Genomic DNA, 15,098 nt, shown 5'->3' with positions numbered 1-15,098 from the left:
CCTTCTTCACCGAGGCGTCAGATTTCGGGACCGGCTGTCGGACAGTCGTCCGACCACCGGGCTTGGCAGCGATCGTAACCCCCTGGAGTAAACGCGGGGCAATCCCCGTGCATACTCCCAGTTGCGGCCCGCGCCTCACATTTCGGACCACTTCAGCAGCGTACCCGCAGGGCCGGGGACGGCGGCAGGCCGCATGACCGCGGGCGACGGCCACCTCGGCAAGTCGCCCCGGGGACCGGTCCGGTGTCTCCCGCACCCGTCCGGCGTCCGCGGGCGCCGTGCGGGCGCGTGCGCTCAGCCGACGTCCCGGCTCGCGCGGGCCACACCGGCCGCCGCCCGCTCCAGGTCCTCGGCAGCGCGGTTGATCCGCCGTGTGGTCTCGGTCACTTGCCGCCCGAGCCGCTGGGCCTCCACGAAGACCTTGATCGCGAACACACCCAGAACGGCGAGACCGCAGAATCCCACGGCCACCGCCAGCATCGCCCAGAACATGCGTCGAGCCTAGACGGTGGAGTGCAGGCGCAGCGTGCGCACCCCGCCACCGGTGAGGAGTTCGACGATGCGCTCCCCCGCGGGCTTGCGCACGGCGGTGCCGCACTCGGGGCAGGTGAAGGAGTAGAAGGTGGTGCGGCGGCTGGCACCGATCGCCAACCGCAGCGCACCCGCCGCCAGTTCGAAGCGCGCGCGGCAGTCGGGGCAGGCGGCCTTGAAGAGGACGGCCACCGGGCGGGGCGTAAGGGGCATCAGTGACATACTGTGCAAGTCTCCTCGGCTCTGTTCTCCGCGCTCTCCACACTCCACCGCGCGGGCTCCCACGCACCACCGCGCGGGCGCTGCGGCCTCGCTCCGATCCGCCGCGGCCCCGTCCCGCGTCGCACCTCGCCGGCGTGCATCGGCACACGGTCGCACCTCGGCCCGCACCACCGCTTCGGCGCACGGTCGTGCCCCGGCGCACGGCCACGCCCGGGCACGCGGTCGCACACGGCAGAGGGGTCGCGTCGGGCCGCCGGGTCGCGCCCCGGCCGGAACTGGTCCGATGACCCACGGTCAGGCCCGGGTGCGGAGCCGCCCGACGACGCACGGTCACGCCCTGCCGAGAACGGAATCCACCCCGCGCCCGCGGCCCTCGCCGCTCCCCTGGGCCGCACCGCGCGACCGCGCCGGACGGCACCGCTCCCCCGGCCCCGGTCACAGCCGCCGCCGACCGGCATCCGCGCCCCGGTGGAGCACCTGCTACGGGCGCCGGCTTCCGGACGATCCGCCCCCGCACGCCCCCTCACCGTGCCCCGCGCCCTCACGCCCCACGCTCACCCGACGCGCCGGGACCCGGCGCGAGGGGCTCACGCCCGTCCCGCTCGCCCTCGCACGGCAGCTCGTCGTACGCGGCCAGCGCCTCCCGGGCGGCCTCGCGGGCGCTGTCCGCCAGGTCCCGCGGCGAGACGATGCGGCCGTCGCCGCCCAGGCGCAGCGCAAGACGCCGCAGCGACGCCGGGTCGGGCGTGCGCAGGGTGATGCGCAGACCGCCGTCGGGCAGCTCCTCCGCGCTGTCGTGCGGGTAGTACTCCGCGACCCAGCGGCCGCCGGGACCCACCTCCACGACCACCTCGGGGTCCTCGGCGGCGGGCTGCACCAGCGCCTCCGACAGGTCCCGCAGCTCGATCTCCGGCGGCGCGGACGGCTCGTCCAGGACCTTGATCTCGGCGACCCGGTCGAGGCGGAAGGTGCGCCGCGCCTCGGAGCGGCGGCACCACGCCTCCACATAGGTGTGGCCGACGCTCACCAGCCTGATCGGGTCGATCTCGCGCTCGGTCAGCTCGTCACGCGCGGGCGAGTAGTAGCGGATCCACAGCCTGCGCCGCTCCGAGATCGCCCGGTCCACATCGGCGAAGACCCCGCCCTCGGACTCGAACGTCACCGAGAGCCGCGAGCTGGCACCGGCCGCCTCACCGGCCGCCGCCTCCAGCTTGGCGGTGGCCCGCAGCAGGGCGAGGCGGTCGCTCTCGCGCAGGCCCGGCAGCGTCGCCACCGCGCGCGCCGCCACGAGCAGCGCCGTCGCCTCGTCGGCGGCGAGCCGCAGGGGCTCCGCCGCGTCCGCCCCCAGCGCGTCCGGGTTGTGCCACCAGATGCGGTCGCCGTCCGTGTCGATGTCGAGCAGGTCACCCCCGCGGAAGCTGGTCCCGCACAGCGGCAGGACGTCCAGGTCGGAGATCAGCTCGTCCTGGCTGATGCCGAAGGCCCGCGCGACGTCCGCGACGCGCGCCCCGGGGCGCTCGCGCAGATACGTCACCAGGGACAGCATCCGCCGGGTCTGGTCGATGGCGTTCGCGGCCATTGCTCGCTCTCGTCCCCTCAGCCCTTGGCCACGGCACGCAGCCGGTCCACCACGTCGGCCCGCAGCTCGGCGGGCTCAAGCACCACCACGTCGGGCCCGAACTCCACCAGCCAGGCGTCGAGCCCGTGCCCGTACGGAATCTCCAGCTCGTCCCAGTCGCCGTCCAGCTCCCGCGTGCCCACGGCCCGGGCGCGCAGCGGATAGCCCGCGCCCTTGCGCAGCCGGATCAGCGCGGTGCGGTCCGCCTTCTCGCCCGCCCAGCTCGCCACGGTCTCCCGCACGGTCACCACGTCGGGCACCTCGGCCCGGAACGTGCCCGCCCGCGAGCGGACCTTGCCCGTGATGCGGGAGAGCCGGAAGACCCGCTCGTCCTCGCGGTCCCGGTCCCAGCCCGCCAGATACCAGTGGCCGCGCCAGCACTCGAGCGCCCACGGCTCGACGTGGCGCTGCTCGGGCCGGGCCGCCGTCGCCTTGCGGTAGTCGAAGACGACCGGCCTGCGGTCACGGCACGCCAGCATCAGCGGTTCGAACGCCGCCTCGTGCACCGGAATGCGCGGCTCCAGGGCGCCGTGCGCCTCGTACGGATCGACGCCCTCGGGCAGCCCCGCCGCCCGCAGCTTGTGCAGCGCGCCGCTCGCGGCACCGGCGAGCCTCGCCTGCTGCCACACCTTCGCGGCGACACCGAGGGCCGCGGCCTCCTCGGCGTCCAGAGTGATCGGCGGCAGCCGGTTGCTGTCCCGGCGGGCGAGATAGCCCGTCTCGCCGTCCAGGTTCTCCACCGTCTCGATGACGAGGCCCAGCTCCCGCAGATCGTCCTTGTCTCGCTCGAACATGCGGTTGAAGGACTCCTCGGCCGCCGCCGCGGCGGCCCCCGGCCCGGTGGCCGCGCCCCTGCCGGACCCGGCGGCACCCCGCCCCGGCCCGAAGGCGGCGCCCCTTCCCGGCCCGAACGCTTCGACGTACGCCTCGATCGACTCCCGAAGCTCACGCTTGCTGAGCGGACGCCTCGTCCCGAGCAGACACAGCGCCAGACTCATCAGCCGCTCGGCCTTGGCAATGGCCATCGACGCCCTTTCTCGGCCGTGCTCCCCGGTGGACGACCGCCCGCCGCCCCAGGTGCCCCGCTCACCAGTGCTTCCGAACGATGACCGTACCGCTACGGCGTGTCGTGGCAAAAGCCGAGGGCACGGCGCACGCCCCGGGCGCCCGTCCGCCGACGGGGACGGAAGACGCCGCGGGGGCCCGTGCCGACACCGGCGCGGGCCCCACGGACACCTCCGGCCGCACGGCACGAGCCGCCGCGGCCGGGTCAGCCGTCTCAGACGGACACGAGGTCACAGACGAAGATCAGCGTCTCGCCCGGGGCGATGCGGCCGCCGCCTGCGCCACGGTCGCCGTACGCCAGGTGCGCCGGGATCGTCAGCTTGCGGCGCCCGCCGACCTTCATGCCCTGCACGCCCTGGTCCCAGCCCGCGATGACCTGACCGGCACCGAGCTGGAACTCCAGCGGCTTGCCGCGGTTCCAGGAGGCGTCGAACTCCTCGCCGGAGGAGAAGGACACGCCCACGTAGTGGACCTGGACGAAGTCGCCCGCCTTGGCCTCCGCGCCCTCGCCCTCCCAGATCTCGTCGATCTGGAGCTCCGTGGGAGCCGGGCCCTCGGGGAAGTCGATCTCGGGCTTGTCGATGTTCACGTGACTAGCTCCTGCTCATAGCGATAAGGACAACCGGGACAGTCTGCCATCCCGCGGCCTCACATCTTCGCGAGGATGTCCACCGAGAAGACGAGCGTGGAGTCCTTCTTGATGGGGCTGTTCTGCGGCGGCTTGTCCCCGTACCCGTCCTTCGGCGGGACGACGACCAGGACGCGGCTGCCGACCTTCTTGCCGGTCAGGCCCTGGCGCCAGCCCGGGATGACCTGAGCGAGCTGGAACTGCGCGAGCCGACCGCTCTTGTACGAGGAGTCGAACTCCTTGCCGTCCGCCCACAGCACGCCCTTGTACTGGCACAGGAGCGTGTCGCTCTCCTTGACCTCGTCGCCCTTGCCCTCGATGACGTAGGTCGCCGAGACCTTCTTGGGGGCGGCCGTCTTCGGCACGTCGACCTTGGGGGCCTTGCCGTCGGTGTTCGTCCCGACCTTCGGCAGGTCCTTGTTGTCCTGCGCCACGTCTTTGCCCTTGGCGGAGCTCTTCGGGCCGTACGTGTTCACGATGTCGACGACGAAGACCAGGGTGTCCGTGCCCTTGATGCCCGCCTGCTTGTTGCCCTCCTTGCCGTAGCCGAGGGCCGGGGGGATGGCGAGCTCGACGCGGCTGTCGACCTTCTTGCCGACCAGGCCCTGGTCCCAGCCGGGGATGACCTGGCCGACGCCGATCGGGAAGATCGTGGGCGCCTTGCGGTCGTAGGAGTTGTCGAAGACCTTCGCGGTGTCCCAGATCTGGCCCAGGTAGTGGGCCTGGAGATAGTCGCCCTTGGCGACCTCGACGCCCTTGCCCGCGATGATCGTCTTCACCGCGAGGTCGGTGGACGGCTTGCCGGAACCCTTGGCCACCGTCGGCTTCTCACCGAACTTCGTGCCCTTCGTGATCTCGGGCACAGGGCCGTCGACGATCTTGCCCTTGGGGGGCATGGAGTTCGTCGGCGAGTTGCTGTCCTTGGGCTTGGCCTTGTCGGACTTGTCGTCACCACATCCGGCCAGGGTCAGCAGGCCGGCCGGAACGGCCAGGAGGAGTGAGCGTCGGCGCACGGTGGGGGCCTCGTATCGTTCGATCTTGTCAGTTGGCGTGCGCGCAACTCTACGCAGTGAGAAGGGCGCCGCACGAGGAACGTGCGGCGCCCCGCGTTGCGTTCCCGCCACGCACTGACGTCTCACCGGTCCCGGGGACCGGCCGAACGGCGGCGGGCCCGGCCCGCCGGTCCCTCACATCCCGGCGATGAGCTTCTCCACCCGGTCGTCCACCGAACGGAAGGGGTCCTTGCACAACACCGTGCGCTGCGCCTGGTCGTTCAGCTTCAGGTGCACCCAGTCGACCGTGAAGTCCCGGCGCTGCTCCTGGGCCCGGCGGATGAAGTCGCCGCGCAGCCGCGCCCGGGTCGTCTGCGGCGGCACCGACTTGCCCTCGAAGATCTTCAAGTCGTTGCAGATCCGGGCGGCTTGCCCCTTCCGCTCCAGGAGGTAGTACAGGCCCCGGCGACGGTGGATGTCGTGGTACGCGAGGTCTATCTGGGCGACCCTCGGGTGCGACATCGTCATGTTGTTCTTCGCCCGGTAGCGCTCGATGAGCTTGTACTTCATCACCCAGTCGATCTCCGTGGCGATGCGGTCCAGGTCCTCGGACTCGATCGAGTCCAGGGTGCGTCCCCACAGCTCCAGGACGCGCTCGACCGTGCCCGTGCGGATGCCTCGGCGCTCGACGAAGTCCACCGCCTTCTCGTAGTACTCGCGCTGGACCTCGAGGGCCGAGGCCTCCCGGCCGCTGGCGAGGCGGACCTTGCGGCGGCCCGTCGTGTCGTGGCTGACCTCGCGGATCGCCCGGATCGGGTTCTCCAGGGTCAGGTCCCGCATCACCGTGCCCGCCTCGATCATGCGAAGCACCAGATCGGTCGCACCGACCTTCAGGAGCATCGTCGTCTCGGACATGTTCGAGTCGCCGACGATCACGTGCAGGCGGCGGTAGCGCTCGGCGTCCGCGTGCGGCTCGTCACGCGTGTTGATGATGGGACGGGACCGCGTCGTCGCCGACGACACGCCCTCCCAGATGTGCTCCGCCCGCTGGCTCACGCAGTAGACGGCGCCCCGCGGCGTCTGGAGCACCTTGCCCGCACCGCACAGCAACTGCCGGGTGACGAGGAACGGAATCAGGATGTCCGCGAGGCGCGAGAACTCACCGTGCCGCGCCACGAGATAGTTCTCATGGCAACCATATGAGTTTCCCGCCGAGTCGGTGTTGTTCTTGAACAGATAGACGTCACCCGCGATTCCCTCCTCGTGCAGGCGACGCTCGGCGTCGACGAGCAGGCCTTCCAGAATGCGCTCGCCGGCCTTGTCGTGGGTGACCAGCTCGGTCACGTTGTCACACTCGGGTGTTGCGTATTCCGGGTGTGAGCCCACGTCGAGATACAGGCGGGCGCCGTTCCGCAGAAAGACGTTGCTGCTGCGGCCCCATGACACAACACGGCGGAAGAGGTAGCGCGCCACTTCGTCAGGCGACAGACGGCGCTGTCCCCTGAACGTGCACGTGACACCGTACTCGTTCTCCAGCCCGAAAATGCGGCGGTCCATGCCAGAACATTACGCCCGATGCCCCGCACTGAAACCGGGTTCGACGGTACCGTTTCGATCAGTTTCCGAAGAGGTCACACCGGCCTCGGCCGCGACGACCACACCCGCACCACGCACCACGAGCACCCTCCTGGTGCACAACAGCACCAGCACGGCGGCCGCTCCTGCGAGGCCCGGCACCGCGAAACCCCACTCCGTGCCGCCCCGCTCCACCACCGGCCCACCGGCCGCCGTCCCCACCGCGGTCCCCACCGTGAACGTCGTCACCAGCCACGAGAACGCCTCCGTGACCGTGCCCCGCGGAGCGTGCCGGTCCACCACGATGAACGCGCACGCGAGCGCCGGCGCGAGGAACACCCCCGCCAGCGACGTCAGCACCACCATCCCCACCGCGCCCGGCGTGAGGACCAGCGGCAGGTAGAAGACGGCGAGCAGCGCCACCAGGACCACCAGGCGCCGCTCCGGCACCCCGCTCCACTGCCGCGCCCCGTAGACCACGCCGCCCAGCAGGGCCCCCAGGCCCAGGCCCGCCATCATCCAGCCGTAGACCGCGTCGCCGCCGTGCGCGTCCGCGTAGCTGACGCCCGCCACCGTGATCGCCCCGAGCGCGGTCCCCACGCACAGGAACGCGCCGAGGAGCGCGAGCAGCCCCGGCGAGCGCAGGGCCCCGAGCCAGTGCGCCTCCCGGGGCGCCGAGCGCCACGCGCGCGAGGGGCGCGACACCACCACCGACAGCGCGCCGAGCACCCCGATGGCGTTCACCACCAGGAGCGCCGCCTGCGCCGACCACAGCGACACGATGCCCGTCACCAGCAACGGGCCGACGGTGAACATCACTTCCTGTGCCACCGCGTCCATCGCGTACGCCGTGTGGACCTGCTCCTCCTTGCCGAGCACGTCCGGCCACAGCGCCCGCAGACCGCCCTCCAGGGGCGGTGTGAACACTCCGGCGATCACCATCGCGAGATACGCGGCGACCGGCGCGTTCGGCCCCGCGACCGCGAAGAGCGCCATGCCGAGCGCCGACGCCACCGCCGACGGCAGCATCACCCGCGGCTGCCCGTACAGGTCCACAAGGCGTCCCAACAGGGGCTGGCCCACCGCCGTCGCCACCCCGTACACCGCCGCGAGCGCACCCGCCAGGCTGTACGTCCCGCCCTCCGCGCGGACGAAGAGGACGATGGCGATGGCCGCCGTCGCATTGGGCAAACGGCCCACAAGGGTGCCCGCGAGCAGCCGTGTCGCGTACCGCGCGCGCAGGATCTCGCCGTAACCGGAAGCCATCAGTGAGCTCTCCTCGCCCGCCCGTGCGCCGCAGCGCCTCAAGTGTTACGTATAACGTCGCGGGTCATACGTACCATGAGCGCTGTTCACAGTCCACCGAGTACTCCGCCCCGCGGCGGCGACCACCCACCCCAGGAGACGTCCGTGGCAAGGCCCCAGCACGACACCACGGCCCCCCGCCCCACCAGCCGCGACGTCGCCCGCGCAGCCGGCGTCTCGCAGGCCACCGTCTCCCTGGTCCTCGGCGAGAAGTGGCAGGGCCGCGTCGCCGAGCGCACCGCCGAACGCGTCCGCACCGCCGCCCGAGAACTCGGCTACCGCCCCAACCTCGCCGCCCGCAACCTCCGCCTCGGCCGCACCCGCACCGCGCTCCTCGTCGTCCCCGCGCTCACCAACGAGTTCTTCGCCCGGCTGCACACCGGTGCGGCCCGCGTCGCCGCCCGGCACGGCTTCAGCGTCGTCCTCTACCCCTCCCCCGACAGCGTCGGCCCCAGCGGGTCCACCACCCAGGCGCCCCGCGTCAGCGATCCCTTCGGCTCCGCCCGCGCCGCCCTCGACGGCGTCCTCGCCTCCTCCATGGCCTCCGACGCCCTCGCCACCCTCCGCGGCGACGCCCTCCCCCTCGTCATGCTCGACAGCGACCCCGCCCACAGCCTCGGCGCCGCCACCGTCAACCTCGACATCGCCGACGGCACCCGCCAGGTCACCGAGCACCTCCTCGCCCTCGGCCACCGCGACCTGCTCCACCTCACCGCGGACATCGACTCCTGGACCTTCGACGTACGCCGCCACACCCTCGCCGCCACCCTGCACGGCACCGGCGCACGCCACCGCACCGTCAAGGCCGCCCTCACCGTCGACGAGGCCCGCACCGCCACCGAAGCCGCCCTCACCGCACCCGGCCCCCGGCCCACCGCCCTCATCTGCGACGACGACGTCCTCGCCGCGGGCGCCTGCAAGGCCGCGCGCCGCCTCGGCCTGCACGTCCCCGACGACCTCAGCGTCACCGGCTTCGACGACCTCACCCTCGCCACCGCCGTCGAACCCGAGCTCACCACCGTCCGACTGCCCGCCGAGGACTTCGGCGAGCAGGCCATGGCCACCCTCCTGGACGTCCTCGACGGCCGCACCCCCGAGCCCGCGCCCCTGCCCGTCCAGCTCGTCGTCCGCGGCTCCACAGCACAGAGCCCCGTGTCCCGGCGCTGACGCACCGGGGCACGGGGCCCTCCGCGGAACCTCGGACCGCTACTCCTGGGACGAACCGCCCTCGGAGGCCTCGTCCGACTCGCCGTCGGCCTCCGCGTCCGAGGACGCCTGAGCCGCGGCCTCGCCGCCGAGCAGCCGCTCCAGCTGGCCGCCCACGATCCGCTTGAACTTGCGCTGCTGCGGACGCGTCCGGTCCAGAACCGCCACTTCGAGCCGCTCCGCCGGGATCTCCCGCTCACTGCCGTTCGTATCGCGCGACAGTGACTGCACCGCCAGCTTCAGCGCCTCCGCGAGGGTCATCCCGTCCCGGTGCCGCTGATCCAGATACGTACTGATCTGCTCCGCATTGCCACCCACCGCGACCGAACCGTGCTCGTCCACGATCGAGCCGTCGTGCGGCAGCCGATAGATCTGGTCCCCGTCCGGGGTCGTACCGACCTCCGCGACGACCAGCTCCACCTCGTACGGCTTCTCGGCATTGGAGGAGAAAATCGTGCCCAGCGTCTGCGCGTACACGTTCGCCAGACCACGGGCCGTCACATCGTCACGGTCGTACGTATATCCCCGCAGATCCGCGTAGCGGACACCGCCAATTCGGAGGTTCTCGTACTCGTTGTACTTGCCGGCCGCGGCGAAACCGATCCGGTCGTAGATCTCGCTGAACTTGTGCAGCGCACGGGACGGGTTCTCACCGACGAACACAATGCCGTCGGCGTACTGCAGCACAACCAGACTGCGACCGCGAGCGATGCCCTTGCGGGCATACTCCGCCCGGTCGGCCATGGCCTGCTGGGGTGAGACATAGAACGGCGTCGACACCGGCTATCCGTCCCTTTCTGTCAAAACTTCACAACAACAACGGAGTACTCAGAGCAGTGCTGCGCGGGGTCCGTCCGGCTGCTCAAGACGCCGCTCCAGAATCGAGCGCGCGATCGCGGAGGACTCCTCCTCCGACAGCCTCCGGAAACCCTCCTCGGAGATCACCGTCACGATGGGATAGATCCGGCGCGCCACGTCCGGGCCGCCGGTCGCGGAATCGTCGTCCGCCGCGTCGTACAGCGCCTGTACGACCAGCGTCGTCGCCTGCTCCTCCGTCAGGTCGTCGCGGTACAGCTTCTTCATGGAGCCGCGCGCGAACACCGAACCGGAACCCGTCGCCGCGAAGCCGTGTTCCTCGCTGCGGCCGCCCGTCACGTCGTACGAGAAGATCCGGCCCCGCTCGCGGTCCACGTCATACCCCGCGAACAACGGGACCACGGCCAGGCCCTGCATCGCCATGCCCAGATTGCTCCGGATCATGGTCGACAGGCGGTTCGCCTTGCCCTCCAGGGAGAGCTGGGCGCCCTCGACCTTCTCGAAGTGCTCGAGCTCCAACTGGAACAGCTTGACCATCTCCACGGCCAGACCGGCCGTACCGGCGATGCCCACCGCCGAGTACTCGTCCGCCGGGAAGACCTTCTCGATGTCACGCTGCGCGATGACGTTCCCCATCGTCGCCCGCCGGTCGCCGGCGAGCACCACGCCGCCGGGGAACGTCGTCGCGACGATGGTCGTGCCGTGCGGCGCCTCGATCACGCCCTGCGTCGGCGGCAACGTCCGCTTGCCCGGGAGCATTTCCGGCTGGTGCGAAGCGAGGAAGTCCACGAAGGACGAGGACCCCGGCGTCAGGAAGGCAGCCGGTAGACGCCCGGTGCTACGAGTGTTGGCTTCCACGGGTTTCCTTCCAAGTAGCTGATGGCCCGACGGAGGGCGTCGGGATCGTCTCCCAACTTGCCGATGGCCGAATTGCAGTTGAAGCACAGTACGCCACGGACCCTACCCGCCCCGGGGCGGCTGTCCACGTGCGTCGTACGGCCGCCCGGAGGCGGCTTCGGCAGGGCGCGAAAGCACCTGTCACGGCGGGCGCCACCGTCTGCTGTCGGCGGCTTCCGCGCCACGGAGGGTGCGGGCCGTGCGCGGCTCCACGAGGCCGCGTGATGCGCGGCTGCCCGCCTCCGCCCCGGCCCGCACTCCGCGACAGACCTTCGAATCGAAGGAGGATGGCTCTACTGGCCACCCTTTTGAACGAAGGACCGCACGAAGTCCTCTGCATTCTCCTCGAGTACATCGTCAATTTCGTCAAGAACCGAGTCGACATCGTCGCTCAGCTTCTCCTGGCGCTCCTTGAGGTCCTCGGATGCCTGCGCGTCCTGGGTCTGCTCCTCGACCTCCTCGGTGGAGCGCGTCGCCTTCTGCTGTCCGCCGCCGGTGTCCTTGGTCGCCATCTACCTCACCCCGCTCGGTTAGACGTTCTTGATCAGACCCTACAATCCGGGTCCGACATCGGCCCCGCACTTCGTGGAACGTGCGGGGCCCACCTCTGTGATTCCCCGGCCGTCGCGCTTTCAGCCGCGGTTCAGCCCCCGGAGAGCACGCGGACCAGATCTTCCGCCGTGCGACACCGGTCGAGCAGCTCCTTCACGTGATTGCGCGTTCCGCGAAGGGGCTCCAGGGTCGGGACCCGCTGGAGGGAGTCCCGGCCGGGAAGGTCGAAGATCACCGAGTCCCAGGAGGCCGCCGCGACGTCGTCGGCGTACTGCTCCAGGCAGCGGCCGCGGAAGTAGGCGCGGGTGTCCTCGGGGGGCTTGGTGCGGGCCCGCTCGACGTCGGACTCGTCCAGGAGCCGCTTCATCTTGCCGCGGGCCACGAGGCGGTTGTAGAGGCCCTTCTCGGCCCGCACGTCGGCGTACTGGAGGTCGACCAGGTGCAGCCGGGCGGCGTCCCAGTCGAGGCCGTCACGGCGGCGGTAGCCCTCCATGAGTTCCCGCTTGGCGACCCAGTCGAGCTCTCCGGAGAGGCTCATCGGGTCGTGCTCCAGACGGTTGAGCACGTCCTCCCAGCGGGCCAGGACGTCCTTGGTCTGGTCGTCGGCGTCGGCTCCGTAGCGCTCTTCGACGTACTTGCGGGCCAGCTCGAAGTACTCCATCTGGAGTTGTACGGCCGTCAGGGTGCGGCCGCTACGGAGCGTGATCAGGCGCTGGAGGGACGGGTCGTGGGAGACCTGGTGGAGGGTGCGGACGGGCTGGTCCACGGCGAGGTCCACGGCGATGAAGGCGTCCTCGATCATGGCGAGGACGAGGGAGGTGGTGCCCAGCTTCAGATAGGTGGAGATCTCCGAGAGGTTCGCGTCGCCGATGATCACGTGGAGGCGGCGGTACTTCTCGGCGTCGGCGTGGGGCTCGTCGCGGGTGTTGATGATGGGCCGCTTGAGGGTGGTCTCCAGGCCGACCTCGACCTCGAAGTAGTCGGCGCGCTGGCTGAGCTGGAAGCCGTGCTCGTGGCCGTCCTGGCCGATGCCGACGCGGCCCGCGCCGGTGACGACCTGGCGGGAGACGAAGAAGGGCGTGAGGTGGCGCACGATGTCCGAGAAGGGGGTCTCCCGCTTCATCAGGTAGTTCTCGTGCGTGCCGTAGGAGGCGCCCTTGTTGTCGGTGTTGTTCTTGTAGAGGTGGATCGGCTGGGCACCGGGGAGCTGGGCCGCGCGCTCGGCGGCCTCGGCCATGATGCGCTCGCCGGCCTTGTCCCAGAGGACGGCGTCGCGGGGGTTGGTGACCTCGGGCGCGCTGTACTCGGGGTGCGCGTGGTCGACGTAGAGGCGTGCCCCGTTGGTGAGGATGACGTTGGCGAGGCCGATGTCCTCGTCGGTGAGCTGGCTGGCGTCGGCGGCTTCGCGGGCGAGGTCGAAGCCCCGTGCGTCCCGCAGCGGGTTCTCCTCCTCGAAGTCCCAGCGGGCGCGTCGCGCCCGGTGCATCGCCGCGGCGTAGGCGTTGACGATCTGGGACGAGGTGAGCATGGCATTGGCGTTGGGGTGGCCGGGGACGGAGATTCCGTACTCCGTCTCGATGCCCATTACTCGCCGTACGGTCATGCGGCCCTCCTTGCCCGGCGGCGCCCTCGGTCGGGGGCGCAGCTCAAGTACCGCTGGTGCTCCGGTGCGTGTGCGGTGCCCGTCCCCGCACTGCGCGACTCGGCGGTAGGAAAGAGCCTAGAACGCCTCTGCGCTGGTGGGGAGATCATTTTCTGCTTTGCTCTCGCTGGGTTCGGGACGCGGCCGCGAGGTGTCCGCGAGCGGCGGAAAACAGTCGGCTGCGGGTACCCGTGGAGGGCACCCGCAGCCGCCCTATTTCCTACAGGTACTGACCGGTGTTCGCCACCGTGTCGATGGAGCGTCCGGTGTCGGCGCCCTGCTTTCCGGTGACGAGCGTGCGGATGTATACGATCCGCTCGCCCTTCTTTCCGGAGATGCGGGCCCAGTCGTCCGGGTTGGTGGTGTTGGGCAGGTCCTCGTTCTCCTTGAACTCGTCGATGCAAGCCTGGAGGAGGTGAGCGACCCTGAGGCCCTTTTGGTTCTGTTCGAGGAAGGCCTTGATGGCCATCTTCTTGGCGCGGCCGACGATGTTTTCGATCATGGCGCCGGAGTTGAAGTCCTTGAAGTAGAGGACTTCCTTGTCGCCGTTGGCATACGTGACTTCGAGGAAGCGGTTCTCCTCGGATTCGGCGTACATCTGCTCGACGACGGACTGGATCATCGCGTGCACCGTGGCGGCCTTGTCGCTGCCGTGCTCGGCGAGGTCGTCGCCGTGCAGCGGGAGGCGCTGGGTGAGGTACTTGGCGAAGATGTCCTTGGCCGCCTCGGCGTCCGGGCGCTCGATCTTGATCTTCACATCGAGGCGTCCGGGGCGCAGGATGGCGGGGTCGATCATGTCTTCGCGGTTGGAGGCGCCGATGACGATGACGTTCTCCAGGCCTTCCACGCCGTCGATCTCGGCGAGCAGCTGCGGGACGATGGTGTTCTCCACGTCGGAGCTGACGCCGCTGCCGCGGGTGCGGAAGAGGGATTCCATCTCGTCGAAGAAGACGATGACGGGGGTGCCCTCGCTCGCCTTCTCCCGGGCCCGCTGGAAGACCAGGCGGATGTGGCGCTCGGTCTCGCCGACGTACTTGTTGAGGAGCTCGGGTCCCTTGATGTTGAGGAAGTAGCTCTTCCCGGCGGGCTGGCCGGTGACCTCGGCGACCTTCTTGGCAAGGGAGTTGGCGACGGCCTTGGCGATGAGCGTCTTGCCGCAGCCGGGCGGGCCGTAGAGCAGGACGCCCTTGGGCGGCCTGAGTTCGTGCTCCTTGAAGAGGTCGGGGTAGAGGTAGGGGAGCTCGACCGCGTCGCGGATCATCTCGATCTGGCCGCCGAGGCCGCCGATCTTGTCGTAGCTGATGTCCGGGACCTCTTCGAGGACCAGTTCCTCCACTTCGCTCTTCGGTACGACCTCGTAGACGTAGCCGGAGCGGGGTTCGAGCAGGAGGGCGTCGCCGGCGCGGATGGTCACGTCCAGGAGCGGCTCGGCGAGCCTGACCACCCGCTCTTCGTCGGTGTGCCCGAGCACGAGGGCCCGTTCGCCGTCCTCGAGGATCTCCTTGAGGGTGACGATGTCTCCGACGCGCTCGAATTCCATGGCCTCGACCACGTTGAGCGCTTCGTTGAGCATGACTTCCTGGCCGCGCCTGAGCTCGTCGAGCTCGACGCTCGGGCTGACGTTCACCCGGAGTTTGCGGCCGCCGGTGAAGATGTCGGCGGTGCCGTCCTCATTCGCCATGAGGAAGACTCCGAAGCCTGCCGGCGGCTGTGCGAGCCGGTCGACTTCTTCCTTGAGGGCCACGATCTGGTCGCGGGCCTCGCGGAGCGTGTTGGCGAGCCGTTCGTTCTGTGCGGATACGCCGGCCAGGTTGGTCTGCAGCTCGACGATCCGCTCTTCGAGAATCCTCGTGTGCCGCGGAGAGTCGGCGAGCTTGCGTCGCAGGACGGCGATTTCCTGCTCGAGATAGGCAACCTGACCGGCTGGGTCTTCAGACCCTCGCCCCGGCCGGATGCCGCGGTTGATGTCGTCGTCGTGGGCTGCCACGGTCCTCACCTCCTCCAAGGGGAGCTGGACGCTTCCTGACCCTACCTGGGTGGGTGCTGATT

14 protein-coding genes and 1 pseudogene are annotated in these 15,098 nt (G+C 70.3%); 1 reads left to right on the top strand and 14 read right to left on the bottom strand.

From position 1 onward, the window contains the following. Window positions 1–294: 294 nt before the first annotated feature. From AC5WAM_RS33240 to AC5WAM_RS33205, 8 genes are all read right to left on the bottom strand, one after another. Entirely contained in the window at window positions 295–492 is a 198-nt protein-coding gene (locus AC5WAM_RS33240; RefSeq protein ID WP_495519794.1) for a hypothetical protein, read from the bottom strand. A 9-nt stretch (window positions 493–501) separates the two neighbouring features. Then, window positions 502–744 (bottom strand): phage terminase large subunit family protein, encoded by a 243-nt coding sequence (locus AC5WAM_RS33235; RefSeq protein WP_225987050.1) that lies wholly within the window; start codon window positions 742–744, stop codon window positions 502–504. Window positions 745–1,294: 550 nt separating this feature from the next. Then, entirely contained in the window at window positions 1,295–2,332 is a 1,038-nt protein-coding gene (locus AC5WAM_RS33230) for a helix-turn-helix transcriptional regulator (protein ID WP_253916887.1), read from the bottom strand. A 17-nt stretch (window positions 2,333–2,349) separates the two neighbouring features. After that, the gene (locus AC5WAM_RS33225) at window positions 2,350–3,396 is read right to left on the bottom strand and encodes a helix-turn-helix transcriptional regulator (protein ID WP_366789688.1); all 1,047 of its coding nucleotides are present in this window, start codon (window positions 3,394–3,396) and stop codon (window positions 2,350–2,352) included. 254 nt (window positions 3,397–3,650) lie between these two features. Beyond that, window positions 3,651–4,025 (bottom strand): FKBP-type peptidyl-prolyl cis-trans isomerase, encoded by a 375-nt coding sequence (locus AC5WAM_RS33220; RefSeq protein WP_495519793.1) that lies wholly within the window; start codon window positions 4,023–4,025, stop codon window positions 3,651–3,653. 59 nt (window positions 4,026–4,084) lie between these two features. After that, window positions 4,085–5,077, bottom strand: coding sequence for an FKBP-type peptidyl-prolyl cis-trans isomerase (locus AC5WAM_RS33215; protein ID WP_366789686.1), 993 nt, complete (start codon window positions 5,075–5,077; stop codon window positions 4,085–4,087). 174 nt (window positions 5,078–5,251) lie between these two features. After that, window positions 5,252–6,613 carry a Pup--protein ligase gene (gene pafA / locus AC5WAM_RS33210; protein WP_138958692.1) on the bottom strand — a complete coding sequence of 454 codons (1,362 nt, stop codon included), beginning with the start codon at window positions 6,611–6,613 and terminating at the stop codon, window positions 5,252–5,254. Window positions 6,614–6,622: 9 nt separating this feature from the next. Then, window positions 6,623–7,897 (bottom strand): MFS transporter, encoded by a 1,275-nt coding sequence (locus AC5WAM_RS33205; protein ID WP_495519792.1) that lies wholly within the window; start codon window positions 7,895–7,897, stop codon window positions 6,623–6,625. A gap of 144 nt (window positions 7,898–8,041) precedes the next feature. Between AC5WAM_RS33205 and AC5WAM_RS33200 the strand changes: the two genes are divergently transcribed. After that, window positions 8,042–9,103: a LacI family DNA-binding transcriptional regulator gene (locus AC5WAM_RS33200; protein WP_495519791.1), complete on the top strand. Its 1,062-nt coding sequence runs from the start codon at window positions 8,042–8,044 to the stop codon at window positions 9,101–9,103. A 39-nt stretch (window positions 9,104–9,142) separates the two neighbouring features. On the opposite strand, the gene prcA is transcribed toward AC5WAM_RS33200, so the two are convergent. The 6 genes and pseudogenes from prcA to arc all read right to left on the bottom strand — a co-directional run bounded on the left by prcA (window position 9,143) and on the right by arc (window position 15,036). Further along, complete coding sequence (prcA, locus tag AC5WAM_RS33195) at window positions 9,143–9,922, bottom strand: proteasome subunit alpha (RefSeq protein ID WP_366789683.1); 780 nt, start codon at window positions 9,920–9,922, stop codon at window positions 9,143–9,145. Window positions 9,923–9,970: 48 nt separating this feature from the next. After that, complete coding sequence (gene prcB, locus AC5WAM_RS33190; protein WP_030684327.1) at window positions 9,971–10,816, bottom strand: proteasome subunit beta; 846 nt, start codon at window positions 10,814–10,816, stop codon at window positions 9,971–9,973. Continuing rightward, window positions 10,768–10,992 (bottom strand): annotated as a pseudogene (locus AC5WAM_RS33185) (endonuclease domain-containing protein); the annotation flags it as partial. The gene prcB and the pseudogene AC5WAM_RS33185, both read right to left, overlap by 49 nt. Before the next feature lie 156 nt (window positions 10,993–11,148). Further along, window positions 11,149–11,367 (bottom strand): ubiquitin-like protein Pup, encoded by a 219-nt coding sequence (locus AC5WAM_RS33180; protein ID WP_030356241.1) that lies wholly within the window; start codon window positions 11,365–11,367, stop codon window positions 11,149–11,151. 131 nt (window positions 11,368–11,498) lie between these two features. Then, entirely contained in the window at window positions 11,499–13,010 is a 1,512-nt protein-coding gene (gene dop / locus AC5WAM_RS33175; protein ID WP_366789680.1) for a depupylase/deamidase Dop, read from the bottom strand. A 259-nt stretch (window positions 13,011–13,269) separates the two neighbouring features. Next, window positions 13,270–15,036, bottom strand: a complete 1,767-nt coding sequence (gene arc, locus AC5WAM_RS33170) for a proteasome ATPase (RefSeq protein ID WP_366789679.1) — start codon at window positions 15,034–15,036, stop codon at window positions 13,270–13,272. Window positions 15,037–15,098 lie beyond the last annotated feature (62 nt).

The organism is Streptomyces sp. JLYT201 (assembly GCF_059448825.1).
This window is presented reverse-complemented; position numbering and strand designations above follow the sequence as displayed.

Bases quoted from the DNA above. Each gene is read 5' to 3' on its own strand.
- AC5WAM_RS33240 (WP_495519794.1), bottom strand. From the start codon at position 492: ATGTTCTGGGCGATGCTGGCGGTGGCCGTGGGATTCTGCGGTCTCGCC.
- AC5WAM_RS33235 (WP_225987050.1), bottom strand. From the start codon at position 744: ATGCCCCTTACGCCCCGCCCGGTGGCCGTCCTCTTCAAGGCCGCCTGC.
- AC5WAM_RS33230 (WP_253916887.1), bottom strand. From the start codon at position 2,332: ATGGCCGCGAACGCCATCGACCAGACCCGGCGGATGCTGTCCCTGGTG.
- AC5WAM_RS33225 (WP_366789688.1), bottom strand. From the start codon at position 3,396: ATGGCCATTGCCAAGGCCGAGCGGCTGATGAGTCTGGCGCTGTGTCTG.
- pafA (WP_138958692.1), bottom strand. From the start codon at position 6,613: ATGGACCGCCGCATTTTCGGGCTGGAGAACGAGTACGGTGTCACGTGC.
- AC5WAM_RS33205 (WP_495519792.1), bottom strand. From the start codon at position 7,897: ATGGCTTCCGGTTACGGCGAGATCCTGCGCGCGCGGTACGCGACACGG.
- AC5WAM_RS33180 (WP_030356241.1), bottom strand. From the start codon at position 11,367: ATGGCGACCAAGGACACCGGCGGCGGACAGCAGAAGGCGACGCGCTCC.
- dop (WP_366789680.1), bottom strand. From the start codon at position 13,010: ATGACCGTACGGCGAGTAATGGGCATCGAGACGGAGTACGGAATCTCC.